The sequence below is a fragment of the Williamsia herbipolensis genome (assembly GCF_036153515.1).
In the GTDB taxonomy this organism is placed as follows: domain Bacteria; phylum Actinomycetota; class Actinomycetes; order Mycobacteriales; family Mycobacteriaceae; genus Williamsia_A; species Williamsia_A herbipolensis.
On sequence record NZ_CP108021.1, the window covers coordinates 1,195,132 to 1,213,053 of the forward strand.

Annotated in this window: 15 protein-coding genes, 2 tRNA genes and 1 pseudogene; 6 read left to right on the top strand and 12 right to left on the bottom strand. The window is 68.6% G+C overall.

The features are described from left to right. Nucleotides 1-33 precede the first annotated feature (33 nt). The gene (locus OG579_RS05435) at nt 34-966 is read right to left on the bottom strand and encodes a class I SAM-dependent methyltransferase (RefSeq protein ID WP_328858362.1); all 933 of its coding nucleotides are present in this window, start codon (nt 964-966) and stop codon (nt 34-36) included. Between the two features lie 38 nt (nt 967-1,004). On the opposite strand from OG579_RS05435, the pseudogene OG579_RS21950 reads away from it, so the two are divergent. Together OG579_RS21950 and OG579_RS21955 are read left to right on the top strand one after the other, a co-directional pair. Then, nucleotides 1,005-1,625 (top strand): annotated as a pseudogene (locus OG579_RS21950) (hypothetical protein); the annotation flags it as partial. 66 nt (nt 1,626-1,691) lie between these two features. Beyond that, a complete protein-coding gene (locus OG579_RS21955) occupies nt 1,692-2,159 on the top strand; it encodes an LGFP repeat-containing protein (RefSeq protein ID WP_408068801.1) in 468 nt (155 codons plus the stop codon). 39 nt (nt 2,160-2,198) lie between these two features. On the opposite strand, the gene OG579_RS05445 is transcribed toward OG579_RS21955, so the two are convergent. The 5 genes from OG579_RS05445 to OG579_RS05465 form a co-directional block, all read right to left on the bottom strand. Further along, nucleotides 2,199-2,271: transfer RNA gene (locus OG579_RS05445), tRNA-Glu, on the bottom strand. A 108-nt stretch (nt 2,272-2,379) separates the two neighbouring features. After that, nucleotides 2,380-2,451: transfer RNA gene (locus OG579_RS05450), tRNA-Gln, on the bottom strand. Between the two features lie 101 nt (nt 2,452-2,552). Beyond that, on the bottom strand, nt 2,553-4,037 hold the full coding sequence (gene gltX / locus OG579_RS05455) for a glutamate--tRNA ligase (RefSeq protein WP_328858364.1): 1,485 nt from the start codon (nt 4,035-4,037) through the stop codon (nt 2,553-2,555). Between the two features lie 5 nt (nt 4,038-4,042). After that, the gene (locus OG579_RS05460; protein WP_328858365.1) at nt 4,043-4,843 is read right to left on the bottom strand and encodes an alpha/beta fold hydrolase; all 801 of its coding nucleotides are present in this window, start codon (nt 4,841-4,843) and stop codon (nt 4,043-4,045) included. A gap of 32 nt (nt 4,844-4,875) precedes the next feature. Beyond that, complete coding sequence (locus OG579_RS05465) at nt 4,876-5,655, bottom strand: fumarylacetoacetate hydrolase family protein (protein ID WP_328858366.1); 780 nt, start codon at nt 5,653-5,655, stop codon at nt 4,876-4,878. A 131-nt stretch (nt 5,656-5,786) separates the two neighbouring features. Between OG579_RS05465 and OG579_RS05470 the strand changes: the two genes are divergently transcribed. Further along, nucleotides 5,787-7,010 carry an MFS transporter gene (locus OG579_RS05470; protein WP_328858367.1) on the top strand — a complete coding sequence of 408 codons (1,224 nt, stop codon included), beginning with the start codon at nt 5,787-5,789 and terminating at the stop codon, nt 7,008-7,010. Here OG579_RS05470 and OG579_RS05475 read toward each other — a convergent pair. From OG579_RS05475 to serA, 3 genes are read right to left on the bottom strand one after another with little or no spacing between them, the layout of a single operon-like run. After that, nucleotides 6,991-7,842, bottom strand: coding sequence for a class I SAM-dependent methyltransferase (locus tag OG579_RS05475; protein ID WP_328858368.1), 852 nt, complete (start codon nt 7,840-7,842; stop codon nt 6,991-6,993). The two genes, OG579_RS05470 and OG579_RS05475, sit on opposite strands and share 20 nt — an antisense overlap. A gap of 39 nt (nt 7,843-7,881) precedes the next feature. Next, nucleotides 7,882-8,892, bottom strand: coding sequence for a 3-isopropylmalate dehydrogenase (locus tag OG579_RS05480; RefSeq protein WP_328858369.1), 1,011 nt, complete (start codon nt 8,890-8,892; stop codon nt 7,882-7,884). Further along, complete coding sequence (serA, locus tag OG579_RS05485) at nt 8,889-10,484, bottom strand: phosphoglycerate dehydrogenase (RefSeq protein WP_055790267.1); 1,596 nt, start codon at nt 10,482-10,484, stop codon at nt 8,889-8,891. The genes OG579_RS05480 and serA overlap by 4 nt, the downstream gene beginning before the upstream one ends. Before the next feature lie 239 nt (nt 10,485-10,723). Between serA and OG579_RS05490 the strand changes: the two genes are divergently transcribed. Continuing rightward, nucleotides 10,724-11,386, top strand: coding sequence for a chymotrypsin family serine protease (locus tag OG579_RS05490; protein ID WP_055790269.1), 663 nt, complete (start codon nt 10,724-10,726; stop codon nt 11,384-11,386). 290 nt (nt 11,387-11,676) lie between these two features. Here OG579_RS05490 and ilvC read toward each other — a convergent pair whose 3' ends face one another. From ilvC to OG579_RS05505, 3 genes are all read right to left on the bottom strand, one after another. Next, nucleotides 11,677-12,678: a ketol-acid reductoisomerase gene (gene ilvC / locus OG579_RS05495; protein WP_200932790.1), complete on the bottom strand. Its 1,002-nt coding sequence runs from the start codon at nt 12,676-12,678 to the stop codon at nt 11,677-11,679. Nucleotides 12,679-12,776: 98 nt separating this feature from the next. Continuing rightward, on the bottom strand, nt 12,777-13,280 hold the full coding sequence (gene ilvN / locus OG579_RS05500; protein WP_045823234.1) for an acetolactate synthase small subunit: 504 nt from the start codon (nt 13,278-13,280) through the stop codon (nt 12,777-12,779). Beyond that, the gene (locus OG579_RS05505) at nt 13,277-15,175 is read right to left on the bottom strand and encodes an acetolactate synthase large subunit (RefSeq protein WP_408068752.1); all 1,899 of its coding nucleotides are present in this window, start codon (nt 15,173-15,175) and stop codon (nt 13,277-13,279) included. Before OG579_RS05505 ends, ilvN begins: the two co-directional genes overlap by 4 nt. 328 nt (nt 15,176-15,503) lie before the next feature. Here OG579_RS05505 and OG579_RS05510 point away from each other — a divergent pair, with 328 nt between their 5' ends. After that, nucleotides 15,504-16,001, top strand: a complete 498-nt coding sequence (locus OG579_RS05510) for a PH domain-containing protein (RefSeq protein WP_235456796.1) — start codon at nt 15,504-15,506, stop codon at nt 15,999-16,001. 73 nt (nt 16,002-16,074) lie between these two features. Beyond that, entirely contained in the window at nt 16,075-17,922 is a 1,848-nt protein-coding gene (ilvD, locus tag OG579_RS05515) for a dihydroxy-acid dehydratase (protein WP_055790272.1), read from the top strand.

The window sequence follows — 17,922 nt, forward strand, 5'->3', positions numbered from 1 at the left end:
CCGACCGTCACGCCGCGTGCGCGACCCCGGGCATCACGCCGCGTGCGCGATGACCGTGAAGTTGTCGGCGGAGCAGTCCTGGGCCCCCATGTCCACAGGCCGGCCGCGTTCGTCGAACACCGCCTCCGGCACCAAACCGGCCTCGGCGAGGGTGTCGCGCAGATCGGGCACCGAGGTGAAGTGCACCACCGGGGCGAAGCCGTGTGCGGCGAGCGGTCCCACCGCCCACCGGCCGTGATCGATCGTGAGTCCACGGTGCGCGCGTAAGTTCCGTACCGACCGGACGGCGCTACGCGGGTCGATCAACCACCGCAGGGTGCGAACGGCCAACGCCCGCAGCGACACCGACTGCTGCGTCGGGCGGCGTAGCTGGAACGGCGTCTCCCCGAACGACGGACCGGATTTGTTGAGCGTGGAGAACACGATCACGCCGTCGGCCGCCACGACACGACGGAACTCTTCGAGCACCCCCACCCGATCCTCGTGGGCCAGTGCGTCGATGCCGTTGTTGCTGAACAGGATCAGGCCGTGCCGCCCGGCGTCGACATCGACGAGGTCGCGGGCGTCGGCCACCCGGCAGTCCAGACCCGGGTGGTGGCGGCGGAACGCCGCCACCATGCGCGGCGAGTAGTCGATCGCCTGATAGTCGTCACTGATCAGCTGGAGCAACGCCGTGGTGCGACCCGCCCCGACGCCGACATCGAGGACCGAGGTGCCTCGGCATCGCGGTGCGACGGTCACCAGCGCCCGCTGTTCCCCGGCATCGAGGAATCGCGTGGCACCGGCATTGAGCCGTTCGTAGCCCGCCGCGATGCGTTCGTCGTCGAACACGGCGTGATTGTGTCGGTATGTGTCCACCCCGGTACCCCAGCCTTGCTGCGAGTGCAGCTCGTCGAACTCCCCCACCCAGTGTACAAATCTCGACGCCGAAACGAACCCGTCGACCGCGATCACCAGCAGGTTCACAGGTCCGGCACAGACGGTGCCTACCATCGGCGGCAGTCATGACCGACACACTCTTCGCCGACGTCTCCTACTTCCAGGTCCCGGTCGACGACAGCTACCCGTATCCGATCCTGTCGATCCGATCGAACGACGGCACGTTCCGCGATCCCCATTTCGCGCAGAACCACGCTTGGGTGCGCCGTTCCCTCGACAGCGGTCGTCTCCGGGTCGGCATCGTCTACTGCTACGTACGCCCGAACTGGCTCGAGACCGCGAACACCCTGCGCGACATGATCGATTCCTCCGGCGGGCTGCATCCGCGGGTGGTGTTGATGCTCGACGTCGAGTCGGGCGGCAACCCGCCCGGCGACGGATCCGACTGGATCAACCGGACATACGCCAATCTCGTCGAGTACGCCGGCGGCAACGCCCGCCGCGTCATCGGATACGCCAATGCCGCCGACTTCTTCGGCCTGTGGCGGACCCAGCCGCCGGGACTGCAGGTGATCGGCGCGGGGTACGGCCGCAATCCGAACCTGCCGGGCCAGATCGCCCATCAGTACACCGACGGCAGCGGATACGGCGGCGGGCTGCCCGAGGGCGCTCCCCCGTTCGGCAACTGCGACATGAACTCCGCCGACGGTCTGTCGGCCGATCAGTTCGCGGCGCGGTGCGGCATAGCGCCGGCGGTCGTCAACGAGATCGACGCGGCGGCGCGGATCGCCGCGAACTGGCTCGGGCGGCGGATCACCGTCGGTGAACGCACCACCCCCGACGGTCGGGGCCGGTTCGCGGAATTCGAGCACGCGCACATCTACTGGTCGCCGACGATGCCGAGGTCTGCCGACGGCCGCATCCACGCGATCCCGATCCCGCACGGCGGACTCTTCGAGTCGTGGGCCGGTGACTACGACTTCGAACGCGGTCCGCTCGGGTATCCCGTGTGGCCGCACCTCGTGCTCCCCGGCGGCGGCGTGCAGGCGTTCGCCGGTGGCGTCCTGTTCCGCCAGAACGGATCGCCGCACGGCTACTACGTCCACGGGCTCATCGGCGATCACTATGCGGCGGCCGGCTGGCAGGACAGCGCCCTGGGCTACCCGACGTCGAACGAGTACCCCTGGGCCGACGGTCGCCGCCAGGACTTCGAACACGGGTCGCTGCTGTGGACCGCCCCGACCGGCGTGACGAGCATCGACACCCCGACAACGAGATGACCCCCTCACCCGGATGCGGGTGAGGGGGTCATCTCTGTGTAGCCCCGATGGGATTCGAACCCACGCTACCGCCGTGAGAGGGCGGCGTCCTAGGCCGCTAAACGACGGGGCCAGGATCTTCATTTGTCGCACCGACATCTGTCGTTCCCGACAGTGTCGCCGCTATTTTACCGAAGCGACCGTCGAGAACCAAAATCGATTCTCGCCGATCTGCTCGACGCTGGGGTACCAGGACTCGAACCTAGAATGGCGGTACCAGAAACCGCTGTGTTGCCAATTACACCATACCCCAAGGTAGGGCCACTCGAAGCTGCCGCAGAACCCTGCGGTGGCCGCGAAAAGCGCCGAGAAGGAGGGTATCAAAGGCGGGCACCCGAACCACAAACCGGCTGCTCAGGCCCCACTGCAGAAGGTGTCACGGGCCGAACGCAGGCGCGCGAGTGTGCTCTCGCGACCCAGCAGCTCGATCGACTCGAACAGCGGCGGGCTGATGTGCGATCCGGAGATCGCGACCCGCACCGGACCGAAGGCCTTGCGGGGCTTCAACTCCAGACCCTCCACCAGTGCCGCCTTGAGGGCCTCCTCGATGGCCGACGTCGACCACTCCGACACACCCTCGACGGCGGCGATCGACGCGTCGAGAACCGGCGCGGCGTCGGGTCCGAGGTTCTTCGCCGCCGACCCCTCGTCGATGGTGAGGTCGGCGTCGGCGGTGAAGAGGAACGACATCAGCGGCCAGGCATCCCCCAGCACCTGGATGCGCGTCTGCACCAGCTCGGCGATGACGGGGAACGACGAGGTGTCGGCGGTGGCCGACAGCAACCCCCGGTCGACGAGGTAGCCGAGCAGCCGTGCGGCGAAGTCCTCGGGCGTGAGTCGACGGATGTGCTCGGCGTTGATCGCCTCGGCCTTCTTGAGATCGAAGCGGGCCGGGTTCGAGTTCACCTGTCGCACATCGAATGCGGCGATCATCTCGTCGAGGGAGAACAGGTCGTGGTCGTCGGCGATGCCCCAACCGAGCAGCGCCAGATAGTTCAGTAGGCCTTCGGGGATGAACCCACGATCACGATGATGGAACAGGCTCGACTGCGGATCACGCTTGGAGAGCTTCTTGTTGCCGTCGCCCATCACGAACGGCAGGTGCCCGAACTGCGGGACCGCCTCCGCGACACCGACGCGGATGAGCGCCTCGTACAGCGCGATCTGCCGCGGCGTCGACGACAACAGGTCCTCGCCGCGCAGGACATGGGTGATCTTCATCGCGGCGTCGTCGACCGGGTTCACCAGGGTGTACAGCGGGTCACCCGAGGCGCGGGTGAGCGCGAAGTCCGGTACCGACCCGGCGCGAGCGGTGATGGTGCCGCGCACGAGGTCGTCGAACACGATGTCGTGGCCGGGCATCCGCAGCCGCACCACCGAGGGGCGTCCGTCGGCCCGGTACGCCTCGCGCTGCTCGTCGGTCAGATCGCGATCGTGGTTGTCGTAACCGAGCTTCGGGTCACGACCGGCGGCCCGGTGCCGCGCCTCGACCTCGTCGGCCGTGGAGAACGCCTCGTACGCCTCACCCGCGTCGAGCAGGCGCGCGACGACGTCGCGATGGAGGTCGGCGCGCAACGACTGCCGGTAGGGCTCGTAGGGTCCACCGACCTCCGGGCCCTCGTCCCAGTTCAGGCCGAGCCACCGCAGCGCGTCGAGCAGCGCCGCGTAGGACTCCTCGGAGTCGCGGGCGGCATCGGTGTCCTCGATGCGGAACACGAAGGCGCCGTCGGTGTGTCGGGCGTGGGCGTAGTTGAACAGAGCCGTGCGGATCAGTCCGACGTGCGGGGTCCCGGTGGGCGACGGACAGAAGCGGACGCGGACCGAACTCGGAGTCGACATGCTCGCTAGGCTAGCGCCCGCCCCAAGAAGTCGATCAGCAGCCGGTTCACCTCGTCGGGCTGCTCGAGATATCCGTAGTGGCCCGCCCGGGCGACCTCCTGGTACTCCGCCCCGTCGATCGCGTCGGCGACCTCGCGGGCGAGATGCGGCGGCAGGGTGCGATCGTCGGCGAATCCGATGACCAACACCGGACAACGGACAGCGCGGTAGGCCTCGAGACGGTCGGCCTCGCCGTCGTGGAGCTGCAGCTGCGCCCGCACTCCGGGACTGCGCGCCTGCCCGGAGAACTCGATGATGTCGAGCCAGTCGCGGGCCTGCGCGTCGTCGACGAGGGTGTGCGGCGAGAGGTTCAGATGCGCGGTGATCGCGGCGTGGTAGGCATCGGGCAGGGTGATGTCGCGGTCGATCAGTTCACGCTCGCCGGCGGAGATCGCGGTCTGCATCGTCCCGCTGCGTCCGTAGGTCGCGATCATGGCCGCGCATCGCACGAGATCGGGCCGCGCGAGGGCGAGTTCCTGCACGATGCGCGCGCCCAGCGACGTGCCGATCACCGCGACGGGCCCGACGCCGAGGTAGTCGATGAGCGCGGCGGTGTCGGCGACCATGTCGTCGAGGGTGAATCCCTCGGCGCACTCACTCGACGGCGCTATGCCGCGGTTGTCGAAGGTGATGACCCGATGGCCGGCCCGGATGAGCGCGGGTTGCTGGTGGGCCTTCCACACGCGCCCCGGGCTTCCGGTCCCCATCACCATCACGACCACGGGTCCGGTGCCGGCGTCCTCGTAGGAGATCGAGATCCCGTTCACGCGAGCGGTTCTCGGCGGTGTCGGTGGCACGCTCAGCCCCGATCGGTGACGGGGTTGGTGAGCGTCCCGATCCCCTCGACGCTGACCGAGACCTCCTGGCCGGCGACCATCGGACCGATGCCCTCCGGGGTGCCGGTGAGGATCACGTCGCCCGGCAGGAGCGTCATGACCGCCGAGATCCATTCCACGATCGCACCGATGTCGTGCACCATCAGGCTCGTACGGCTGCGCTGCACGACCTTCCCGTCGAGCTCGGTGCGGATCTCGAGGTCGGCGGGGTCGAGTTCGGTCTCGATCCAGGGTCCGAGCGGACAGAAGGTGTCGTATCCCTTGCCGCGGGTCCACTGCCCGTCGGCCTGCTGTTGATCGCGCGCGGTGACGTCGTTGGCCACGGTGTAGCCGAGGATGGCCCCCGCGGCGTCGCGGGCCGCCACGTCCCGACACGGACGTCCGATGACGATCGCGAGCTCGCCCTCGTAGTCGACGCGCTGCGAGCTCGCCGGACGCGCGATCGCCACACGCGGACCGATGATGGAGGTGTTCGGTTTGATGAAGATCACCGGGTCCTCCGGCGCGGTCCCACCCATCTCGGCGGCGTGCGCTGCGTAGTTCTTGCCGATGCAGACCACCTTGCTGGCGAGGATCGGTGCGAGCAGACGCACATCGGACAGGGGCCACGATCGTCCGGTGAAGGTGGGGACACCGAACGGGTGTTCGGCGATCTCTCGGCACCGGGCGTCCCCGCCCTCGACGTCACCCTCCACGGAGACGAATGCCACACCATCGGGACTCGCGATTCGACCTAGACGCATGACGCCCAGGCTATCCCACCGCCCGCGTCCGACCGGCCCGCGGGCGACGCGTCGCCTGTATTAGAATGTGGGCAGTGATTCCCACAATATGAGAACCACGACGATTGCCGCAGGACAGGAGGCCGATCACGATGGACACCGAACCGTCGACCAACCGCAGGTGGGCCATGCTCGTCGCGTCGATCCTCGGCGCGATGGCCACGACCTGCACCGTGAGCGGTGTCGGATTCCTCATCCCGGAACTGCACACCGGCGAGGGGATGTCGATCGCCGCGGCGTCGACGCTGGCCACCGTGCCCACGATCGGTCTGATGCTCACGATCATCCCGTGGGGTGCGGCTCTCGATCGGTTCGGTGAACGCAGGATCCTGCTGATCTCGTTGGGCCTCACCGTCGTCGCGACCACCGGCGCGGCGGTGTCGTCGGCCACCGATCTCGGACGCGGGGTGCTCGCGGCGTGGCTCCTGATCGGCGGCATGGCCTCGGCCGCGACGAACGGTGCGAGTGGTCGGATCGTCGTCGGCTGGTTCCCCCCGCGCGGCCGCGGTACGGCCATGGGGGTGCGTCAGACCGCGCAGCCACTCGGGATCGGACTGTGCGCGTTGACCATCCCGGTGCTCTCGGCGGCTCATGGCGTGACAGCAGGCCTGTGGGTCCCGGTGGGGATGTCACTGGCGGGGTTGGTCGCGGTGGCGGTCACAGTCGTCGATCCACCCCGGACGAGTACGGCGACCGACGTCGGTGCGGGCGTGAACCCGTATCGCGCCTCGTCGTTCCTGCCGCGCGTGCACGCGGTGAGCGTGCTGCTCGTGATCCCGCAATCGACGCTGTGGACCTTCGTCCCCGCGTGGCTGATCGTCGCCCATCACTGGGCTCCCGGTACGGCGGGCGTGCTGGTGACCGTGAGCCAGGTGCTCGGCGCGGCCGGTCGGATCGCCGCGGGTCGGTGGTCGGATGTGTGGGGATCGCGGATGAAACCGATCCGCGTCATCGCCCTGGGCGCCGCGGTGTCGAGTGCCGTTCTGGCCCTCACCGACTGGGTGTCGAGTCCCGTCGCCGCCGCGGTCATGGTGGTGGCGACGGTGATCACCGTCGCCGACAACGGTCTCGCCTTCACCGGTATCGCCGAATACGCCGGACCGTCGTGGAGCGGTCGCGCGTTGGCGGTACAGAACACCGGTCAGTTCCTCGCGACCTCGGCCACCACACCGGTGTTCGGCGCTCTCATCGGTGCGGCGGGGTTCCCGCTCGCGTTCGCCGTGATGTCGCTCGCCCCGCTGGTCGCCCTGCCGCTGGTACCGCGCGATCCCGCACCGCGACCGAAAGAGGCCGGCGTCACGGTCGTCTCGCGCTGACCTCACCGGTGCGGGCCGAGATGATGTGGCCACCACCGGATCCGCCGAGCGGTTCGAGCCCGAGGATGCGGCGACGGATCGCCGGCCGGTCGAGATCGTCGATCACCGTGAAACCTGCCGTGCGCAACACCCCGTGGAGCTCGGCCGGGGCGACCGGCTTCGACAGTGGCTCACCGACACTCGCGGTGCGTGCGCGCAGATCGGACGCGGCGGCGAGTGCCGCGGCATCGGGGTCGGTGATGGGCGCGCGGTAGTCGAAGACGATCTCGCAGTCGGCCATGGCACCGAACGCCCTGAGCGTCGTCGCGACCGCAGCGGGCGTGAGATAGGGCATGACACCGAGCCACATGACCACGGCCGCATCGTCGGGTGCGAATCCGCCCGCGGTCATCGCCGCGATCAGGTCGTCGCGCTCGAAATCCACCGCGATCGTGCGCACCGACTCCGGGATCGCGATCCCCGCCTGCAGCAGTCGTTCGCGCTTCCACTCCCCCGTCGCCGGGTGGTCGACCTCGAAGACCGTGACCGCCGGGTCGGGTTGCCGGTAGGCGAACGTGTCGAGTCCGGCGCCCAGGACCACGACCTGTCGGACGCCGCGGGTCGTCGCGGTGCGCACCCGATCCTCGGCGAATCGATGGCGCGCGGCGATGAACCATCGCAGGCCGTGTCGCGACCCACCCCGTGCGGACTCGACGATCCGCGCACTGTCGTCGACACCCAGGATCGCCCACGCGAGGGGGTCGCTGAACACGACACCGCCGTCGAGATCCTGGTGCACCGCGCGGTGTTGCGCTGCGCCGAAGGCCGTCGCGCTCGGTTGCCCGTCCCGCATCGCGTGCCCCGGCGCCTGGAGATGTCGAGAGTGCTCGCGCTAGAGGCGGGCACGGATGCGGGCGGCGGTCTCCGACGTCGACGACACGGTGTCGCCGCGGGTGGCGAGGTCCGCGGCGACCGCCTGCTCGACCCGGTCGGCGGCGGCGGTGTCACCGAGGTGGCGCAACAGGAGCGCGACCGACAGGATGGCCGCGGTCGGATCGGCCTTGCCCTGACCGGCGATGTCGGGCGCACTGCCGTGCACCGGCTCGAACATCGACGGGTTGGTGCGCGTGGCGTCGATGTTGCCCGATGCCGCCAGACCGATTCCACCGCTGACCGCCGCGGCGATGTCGGTGATGATGTCGCCGAACAGGTTGTCGGTGACGATGACGTCGAACCGCGCCGGGTTGGTGACCATGTAGATGGTCGCGGCGTCGACGTGACAGTAATCGGTTGTCACATCGGGGTATTCGGCGCCGACCTCGTCGACGGTGCGCTGCCACATCGACCCGGCGAACGACAACACGTTGGTCTTGTGGACCAGCGTCAGATGGTTGCGGCGGGTACGTGCGAGCTCGAAAGCGTGGCGGACCACGCGTTCGATCCCGAAGCGGGTGTTGACGCTGACCTCGGTGGCCACCTCGTGCGGCGTTCCCACGCGGATGGCGCCACCGTTGCCGGTGTACGGGCCCTCGGTGCCCTCGCGCACCACCACGAAGTCGATGTCGGGATCGCCTGCGAGCGGCGAGGTGACACCGTCGTAGCGGTGACTCGGGCGCAGGTTGACGTGGTGGTCCAGTGCGAAACGCATCGTCAGCAGCAGGCCCCGCTCGAGGATGCCCGGCGGCACCGACGGATCGCCGATGGCACCCAACAGGATCGCGTCGTGGGAGCGGATCGAGGCGAGGTCGTCGTCGGTGAGCAGTTCACCGGTGCGGTGGTAGCGGCGGGCGCCGAGGTCGTACTCGGTCGTCGACACCCCGTCGACGACGGCCTCGAGGACGGTCAACGCCTCGCCGACGACCTCGGGGCCGATCCCGTCGCCGGCGATGACGGCGAGCTTCACGACAGGTCCACCTGCTCGATGAGGGTGGCCGACACCGATTCACCGATGGCGGAGACGACGTCGGACGGGATCTCACGGTCGACGCGCAGGAGCACGGTCGCGCCCTTGCCGTCGGCGTCCTGCGACAGGCCCGCGGCGGCGATGTCGATGCCGGCGTTGCCGAGCAGCGTGCCGATCTTGCCCAGCGAGCCGGGCTGATCGCCGTAGCTGACGACGAGGTTGCGGCCCTCGGCGCGCAGATCGAAGTTGCGCCCGTTGATGTTGACGATCTTCTCGACCTCGCTGGGCCCGCTGAGCGTGCCGGCGACGTTGACCGTGGACCCGTCACCGAACACGGCCTTGAGGTCGACGAGGCTGCGGTGGTTGGGGCTCTCGGTCGCGGTGGTGACCTCGCTGGTCACGCCGCGGTCGGCGGCGACACCGGGAGCGTTGACGAAGGTGATCGGGTCCTCGAGCACCGCCGAGAACAATCCGCGCAGCGCGGACAGGCCGAGGATGTCGACCGAGCTCGCGGCGAGCTCACCGCGCACATCGACGGTGATGGCCGTGGGCACCTGGCCCGAGATGGCGCCGACGAGAACGCCGAGCTTGCGGGAGAGCTCCAACCACGGCGCGACGACCTCGTCGACGGCGCCGCCGGTGATGTTGACCGCGTCGGGCACGAAGTGACCGGCGAGCGCCAGGCGCACGCTCTTGGCGACGTCGGTGCCCGCGCGATCCTGGGCCTCGGAGGTGGAGGCACCCAGGTGCGGGGTCACGACGACCTCGGGGAGCTCGAACAGCGGGCTGTCGGTGCACGGTTCGGTGGCGAACACGTCGAGCCCGGCGCCGCGTACGTGGCCGGACTTGATGGCCTCGGCCAGTGCGGCCTCGTCGATCAGGCCGCCGCGGGCGGCGTTGACGACGATGACACCGGGCTTGGTGCGGGCCAGTTCGGCGGTGCCGATCATGCCCAGTGTCTCGGGCGTCTTGGGCAGGTGGACGGTGAACAGATCGGCTCGGGAGAGCAATTCGTCCAGCGACACCAATTCGATACCCAATTGTGCTGCGCGCGCGGGGGACACGTAGGGGTCGTAGGCGATGATCTCGGTCTCGAATGCGGCGAGTCGGGCGGCGACCAGCTGGCCGATACGGCCCAGGCCGACCACACCGATGGTCTTGCCGAAGATCTCGACGCCGTTGAAGCTCGACCGCTTCCACTGGTGCTCGCGCAGCGTCGCGTCGGCCGCGGGGATCTGACGGGCGACGGCGAACATGAGGCTGATCGCGTGCTCGGCGGCGGTGTGGATGTTGGAGGTGGGCGCGTTGACCACCATCACCCCGCGCTCCGTTGCCGCAGGTACATCGACGTTGTCGAGGCCGACACCGGCGCGGGCGATGATCTTCACCTTCGGGGCCGCGGCGAGTACCTCGGCGTCGATGGTGGTGGCCGAGCGCACCAGGATGGCGTCGGCGTCGGTCACCGCCTCGAGCAGCTTCGGACGGTCCGGGCCGTCGACCCACCGCACCTCCACGTCATCCCCGAGTGCCTCGACGGTGGACGGTGCGAGCTTGTCGGCGATCACGACGATCGGACGACCGGTTGTACTCACGCGAGATATCTCCTGTGTGGTCGGGAACGACTTCAGCGATCAGCTTAGAGGGCTCTGCAACCGGCAAAACACCGGAGTCCACGCCCTGTACGGGTGTCACGGAGTGGCGGTGTGACAGGCGTTACGGATACATTGCGCTTGGCTCGGGATTACTCGAGTGCATCGGTGGGGTCTGGTCGGCAACGGCCACGGATCGGCGTCGGTCCACGGATCGGGCGAACTGAGGAACTGGAGTACCAATGGTGAAGAAACTGGCGGCCCTGCTCGCGGTCGCGGCAGCAGCGACGATGTTGATGGTCGCCGGTGCCGGCACCGCCTCGGCCAAGCCCGACATCTTCCTCGGCGGCGGCTCGGGCATCGTCATCCTCAAGGGAGGCAACGACGGCGCCGCCTGCACGCTGACCACCATCGGACGCGACTCCGCCGGACGCCTCGTCGGTCTCACCGCCGGCCACTGCGGCACCGTCGGACAGCCCGTCTACTCCGAGGCCTTCCCGAGTCGCGGACAGGCCGGCCGGATCATCGTCTCGAACACCCCGCTCGACTTCGACGTGATCCAGTTCGACGCCAACCGCGTCGTCCCCCTGCGCTCGGTCGGCGGTGTCACCATCCGGTCGATCTCGACCGCGGCCCCCCAGTTCCCGTCGGTGCTGTGCAAGACCGGTCGCACCACCGGCCGCACCTGCGGTGTGACGTTCTTCTCCGACAACCAGTCGCACTTCAGCGCCGTGTGCGTCGCCGAGGGTGACTCGGGCAGCCCCGTCGTCGTCGGTGACCGCCTCATCGGCATGGTCAACGCCTACTACTTCACCGCCTGCATCGGACCCGAGACCGGCTCGAACATCGGCCCCATCCTCAACGCCATGGCGCGGTCGGGCGTGAACAACTACCGACCGATCTGACCTGACCCGCCCCGCGAGGGGTGACAGACCGACCGAGGCCCCCGACGGACATCCGTTGGGGGCCTTCGTCATCTCCGCCGGTTGGGCACGTGAGGCCGCCAGTTGGGCACGTAAAGCCGCCAGTTGGGCACGTCCCGTCGGGCCCGAGCCGGACTGGTGCCCAACTGCGGTCGCTAGGTGCCCAACTGCGGTCGCTTGGTGCCCAACTGCGGTCGCTAGGTGTCCAACTGCGGGAACGGCGAAGGCCCCCACTCCCGTTCGGGAATGGGGGCCTTCGTGGAGCAGGTGGATCAGGCGGTCTCGGTGATCGGCCGGTCGACCCAGCTCATGAGGTCGCGCAGCTTCTTGCCGGTGACCTCGATGGGGTGCTCGGCGTTGCGCTGGCGCAGGTTCTCGAGCTCGGAGTTGCCGTTCTCGACGTTGGCGACGAGGCGCTTGACGAACGTGCCGTCCTGGATGTCCTTGAGGATTCCGCGCATACGGTCCTTGGTGCCGTCGTCGATGACGCGCGGGCCCGAGAGGTACCCACCGAACTCCGCGGTGTCCGACACCGAGTAGTTCATGCGGGCGATGCCGCCCTCGTACATGAGGTCGACGATGAGCTTGAGCTCGTGGAGCACCTCGAAGTAGGCCATCTCGGGGGCGTATCCGGCCTCCACCATGACCTCGAAGCCGGTCTTGACGAGCTCCTCGGTGCCGCCGCAGAGCACGGCCTGCTCACCGAAGAGGTCGGTCTCGGTCTCCTCCTTGAAGGTGGTCTTGATGACGCCGGCGCGCGCGCCACCGATGGCCGCGGCGTAGCTCAGCGCCAGCGCCTCGCCCTCGCCCTTCGGGTCCTGGTCGACCGCGATGAGGCAGGGCACGCCCTTGCCGTCGACGAACTGACGACGCACGAGGTGACCGGGGCCCTTCGGCGCCACCATCGCCACGGTGATCGAGGCATCCGGCTTGATCAGGTCGAAGTGGATGTTGAGTCCGTGACCGAAGAACAGCGCGTTGCCGTCGACGAGGTTCGGGGCGATGTCGTCGGTGAAGATCTTCGCCTGCGAGGTGTCGGGCGCCAGCAGCATGATGACGTCGGCCCACTTGGCCGCCTCGGCCGCGGTCATCACCTTGAGACCCTGCTCGGAGGCCTTGTCGCGGGACTTGCTGTCCTCGCGGAGACCGATCGCCACGTCGACGCCCGAGTCACGCAGGCTCAGCGAGTGCGCGTGTCCCTGGCTGCCGTATCCGATCACAGCGACCTTGCGGCCCTGGATGATCGACAGGTCGGCGTCATCGTCGTAGAACATCTCGACTGCCACTGAAAACTTCCCTTCGGTTTCGATCGGCATCGCCTACCGATGCTCGTTCGGTTGTGCCGTGCGGTGTCACCGCACGGTCGAGAAACTCAGCGCGTGGCCGAGATGCTCTTGGGTCCTCGGCCGAGCGCGACCGCGCCCGACTGGGCGATCTCGCGGATACCGTACGGGTCGAGCATCCGCAGCAGCGCCTCGAGCTTGTCCGACGTGCCGGTGGCCTCGATGGTCACCGATTCGGTCGACACGTCGATGACCTTGGCGCGGAACAGATCCACGACGCCGATGACGTCGGCACGGCTCGAGGAGTCGGCGCGCACCTTGATCATCATCAGCTCCCGCGACACCGACGTGTCGGGATCCTGCTCGACGATCTTGATGACGTTGATCAGCTTGTTGAGCTGCTTGGTCACCTGCTCGAGCGGGAAGTCCTCGACGGAGACCAGGATGGTCATCCGCGAGATCCCCTTGAGCTCGGTCGGTCCGACGGCGAGTGACTCGATGTTGAACCCGCGACGCGAGAACAGCGACGAGACGCGTGCGAGAACACCGGGACGGTCCTCGACGAGCACGCTCAGGGTGTGGGTGGTCCTCACAGCGACTCTCCTCCGGACTTCGTGCGGGCTCCCCCGGTGGTCGGGGTGGCCGGGTCGGCGACGGCGTTGACGTCGATCGACTCCGAGGCGGACTCGTCGTCGTCGAACAGCGGGCGAATTCCCTTGGCGGCCATGATCTCGTCGTTGCCGGTACCGGCGGCCACCATCGGCCACACCTGCGCGTCGGCACCGACGATGAAGTCGATGACCACGGGTCGGTCGTTGATGGCCCGCGCCTGGGCGATGATGTCGTCGACGTCGGCCTCGTTCTCGCACCGGAATGCCGCACAGCCCAACGCCTCCGCCAGCTTCACGAAGTCGGGGATGCGACGGGAGTGGGTGGCGAGATCGGTGCTCGAGTAGCGCTGGTCGTAGAACAGGGTCTGCCACTGACGGACCATGCCCAGGTTGCCGTTGTTGATCAGCGCGACCTTGATGGGGATGCCCTCGATCGCGCAGGTCGCCAACTCCTGGTTGGTCATCTGGAAGCACCCGTCACCGTCGACCGCCCACACCTCTTTCTCCGGTGCGGCCATCTTGGCGCCCATCGCGGCGGGCACCGCGTAACCCATGGTGCCCAGCCCGCCGGAGTTGAGCCACGTGCGCGGCTTCTCGTAGGAGATGAACTGCGCGGCCCACATCTGGTGCTGGCCGACGCCTGCGCAGTAGACCGCGTCGGGCCCGGCGGCCTTGCCGACCGAGGAGATGACGAACTCCGGCGACATCGATCCGTCGGCGGGTCGGTCGTAGCTCAGCGGATAGGTCCGACGGATGCCGTCGAGGTAGCTCCACCACTCGGTGAGGTCGGCGGCGCCGTTGCTGGTGACCTGCTCGTCGCGGATCGCCTCGATCAGTTCGCTGATGACCGCGCGGCAGTCACCGACGATCGGCACGTCGGCGAACCGGTTCTTGCCGATCTCGGCGGGATCGATGTCGGCGTGGATGACCTTCGCGTCGGGCGCGAACGAGTCGAGCTGACCGGTGACGCGGTCGTCGAACCGCGCACCGAGGGTGATCAGCAGGTCGCTGCGCTGCAGACCGGCCACCGCCGCGACGGTGCCGTGCATGCCGGGCATGCCCAGGTGCAGGTTGTGGCTGTCGGGGAACGCGCCCCGGGCCATCAGCGTGGTGACGACCGGGATACCCGTCATCTCCGCGAGCGTCAGGAGTTCCTCCGACGCGTCGGCCTTGATCACGCCACCGCCGACATAGAGGACCGGGTGCTTGGCCGCCGCGATCATGCGGGCGGCCTCACGGACCTGCTTGCCGTGCGGCTTGGTGACCGGCCGGTATCCGGGCAGGTCGATCTGCGGCGGCCACGAGAAGGTGGTCTGCGCCTGCAGGACGTCCTTGGGGATGTCGACGAGGACCGCACCGGGACGACCGCTCTCGGCGAGGTAGAACGCCTCGGCCATGGTCTTGGCGATGTCGGCGCCGGAGGTGACGAGGAAGTTGTGCTTGGTGACCGGCATCGTGATGCCGGTGATGTCGGCCTCCTGGAAGGCGTCGGTCCCGATCAGCGAGCGACCCACCTGACCGGTGATCGCGACGACGGGCACCGAGTCCATCTGGGCGTCGGCGAGCGGCGTGATGAGGTTGGTGGCACCGGGACCCGACGTCGCGATGCAGACGCCGGCACGGCCGGTGACCTGCGCGTATCCGGTCGCGGCGTGTCCGGCTCCCTGCTCGTGGCGGACGAGGACGTGGCGGACCTTCGTCGAGTCGAGCAGCGGGTCGTAGACGGGCAGGACAGCGCCACCGGGCAGGCCGAACACCACGTCGACGCCGAGTTCCTCGAGGGAACGCACCACGGCCTTGGCGCCGCTGACACGTTCGGGTGCGACGGTCGCGGCACCGACGGTGCGGGGCCGGGCCGACAAGGGGGTGGGAGCCACGCGAGTCCCGGGCCCGGTGTCCCCGGAGGGGGAGACGCCGTCCTGGGAACGTGCTGCTGGTGCGCTCACTGCACTTTCCTCTGCTTGGTCGAGATGGAGTCGGACAACAAAAAACCCCCGACAGCTCTCAGCTGGTCGAGGGTGGCGCGTCGATGCTTGGTTCGAGGTCTCGGGAGATCCCGGTCAGGCGTTGACGCGCCGGCCGAGTACGAGAATGTCGTTGTGCATCACGCCTGCAAAGGTAGGTCGCGACCTGCGCGGCAGTCAACTTGCCCTCGAGGCGGTCCCAGATAGTGGGATCGACATGCGCGGATGCCACAATGACGTGGTGCCCGAGAACGATCGGCCCGACCAGGGCGAGAGCGAGACCGTCACCGACCAGCCGGTGACCGTCGCCGACGACGCCACCCCCAGCCGTCCCAGCGAACGGGACACCGTGACGCTGCCGCTGCAGTTCCGCATCGCGCCGATGGCCTACTTCGCGCCGGTGATGATGATGATCAGCGCGGTGGTGCTCGCGGGCACCTCCCTGGCCTACCTCGGGTGGACGCTCGTGGTCCCCGTCCTCGTCGCGGTGTGGATGTTCCGCCTGCGCACCGTGGTCACCGAGAGCGGACTGCGTGCGGTCGGCGCTCTCCGCGCACGGGAGATCACCTGGGATCAGCTCGACGGCCTGTCGTTCCCCCGGTGGGGATCGGTGCGTGCGGTGCTGACCGACTCCTCGCGAATGCGCCTGCCCGCGATCTCGTTCCGGGATCTGCCGCGGTTGTCCGCGGCCAGCTCGGGCCGGATCCCGGACCCGTACGCCGCACGCGACGGCGCGTAGGCTGTTCTGCGCGCGAGGCCCGCCCACGGGTCCGCCCGCATCTGCTCGCCCACGATCGAACCGAGGTCCCACCATGCCGCCGTTGAGATCACGCACCACCACTCACGGACGCAACGCCTCCGGCGCGCGCTCCCTGTGGCGCGCCACCGGGATGACCGACGACGACTTCGGGAAGCCGATCGTCGCGATCGCCAACTCCTATACCCAGTTCGTGCCCGGACACGTGCATCTCAAGGACGTCGGCGAGATCGTGGCCGACGCGGTCCGCGCCGCGGGCGGCGTGCCGCGCGAGTTCCACACCATCGCCGTCGACGACGGCATCGCGATGGGCCACGACGGCATGCTGTACTCGCTGCCCAGCCGCGAGATCATCTCCGACTCCGTCGAGTACATGGTGAACGCGCACACCGCGGACGCACTGGTCTGTATCTCCAACTGCGACAAGATCACTCCCGGCATGCTCAACGCCGCCATGCGGTTGAACGTGCCGACGGTCTTCGTCTCCGGCGGACCGATGGAGGCCGGCAAGGCGGTGTCGGTGGGCGGTGTCGTGCACCCGTCGTCGGATCTGATCACCACCATCTCGGCCTCGGCGAACGACGCCGTCGACGACGAGGCGCTCAAGGCCGTCGAAGAGGCCGCGTGCCCCACGTGCGGATCGTGCTCGGGCATGTTCACCGCCAACTCGATGAACTGCCTGACCGAGGCACTCGGACTCGCGTTGCCGGGCAACGGTTCCACGTTGGCCACGCACGAGGCACGCCGCGCGCTGTTCAGCCGTGCCGGCACCGTGATCGTCGAGGCCGCGACGAAGTTCTACCGCGACGACGATTCCTCGGTGCTCCCCCGCAGCATCGCGACCACGGCGGCATTCGGCAACGCCATGGCGCTCGACGTCGCCATGGGCGGATCGACGAACACGGTGCTCCATGTCCTCGCCGCAGCACAGGAGGGCGAGGTCGCCGATTTCGATCTGTCGGTGATCGACGACATCAGCCGCCGGGTCGCGTGCCTGGCCAAGGTCTCCCCCAACTCCGACTACCACATGGAGGACGTGCACCGGGCCGGCGGAATCCCCGCCATCCTGGGCGAACTGCGCCGGGCGGGGCTCCTCGACGACACCACGTCCACGGTGCATTCGCCGACGATGGCGTCCTTCCTCGACGACTGGGACATCCGCGGTGGCACCGCCACCGACGAGGCGATCGAGTTGTTCCACGCGGCCCCGGGCGGCGTCCGCACCACCACGCCGTTCTCCACGAACAACCGGTGGAGTTCGCTCGACACCGACGCCGCGGGCGGATGCATCCGCGATCTCGAGCACGCCTACACCGCCGAGGGCGGCCTGTGCGTGCTCACCGGCAACGTCGCCGCCGACGGCGCGGTGCTCAAGACCGCGGGCATCGACGAGGAGCTGTGGCATTTCGAGGGACCCGCCCGGGTCGTGGAGAGCCAGGACGAGGCCGTGCAGGTGATCCTGAGCAAGACCATCCAGGCCGGCGAGGTCCTCGTCGTCCGCTACGAGGGGCCCGCGGGCGGTCCGGGGATGCAGGAGATGTTGCATCCCACCGCGTTCATGAAGGGCACGGGCATGGGCAAGAAATGTGCCCTGGTCACCGACGGTCGATTCTCGGGCGGCTCGTCGGGGCTGTCGGTGGGTCACGTGTCCCCCGAGGCCGCGGCCGGCGGCGTCATCGGCCTCATCGAGGACGGTGACCCCATCCTGATCGACGTCAAGACCCGTGCGCTCAAGGTCCTCGTCGACGACGACGTCCTGCTCGAACGGCGGGCCAAGATGGAGGCCTCCGAGCGTCCGTGGCAGCCCAGGGCCGAACGCGAGCGCAAGGTCACCACCGCGCTGCGTGCGTACGCCGCCATGGCGACCTCGGCCGACAAAGGTGCTGTCCGACAGGTGCGCTGA

Coding starts and splice junctions, on each gene's coding strand:
- gltX (WP_328858364.1), bottom strand. CDS start 4,037: ATGTCGACTCCGAGTTCGGTCCGCGTCCGCTTCTGTCCGTCGCCCACC.
- OG579_RS05470 (WP_328858367.1), top strand. CDS start 5,787: ATGGACACCGAACCGTCGACCAACCGCAGGTGGGCCATGCTCGTCGCG.
- ilvD (WP_055790272.1), top strand. CDS start 16,075: ATGCCGCCGTTGAGATCACGCACCACCACTCACGGACGCAACGCCTCC.
- ilvC (WP_200932790.1), bottom strand. CDS start 12,678: ATGTTCTACGACGATGACGCCGACCTGTCGATCATCCAGGGCCGCAAG.
- OG579_RS05465 (WP_328858366.1), bottom strand. CDS start 5,655: ATGCGTCTAGGTCGAATCGCGAGTCCCGATGGTGTGGCATTCGTCTCC.
- OG579_RS05490 (WP_055790269.1), top strand. CDS start 10,724: ATGGTGAAGAAACTGGCGGCCCTGCTCGCGGTCGCGGCAGCAGCGACG.
- OG579_RS05475 (WP_328858368.1), bottom strand. CDS start 7,842: ATGCGGGACGGGCAACCGAGCGCGACGGCCTTCGGCGCAGCGCAACAC.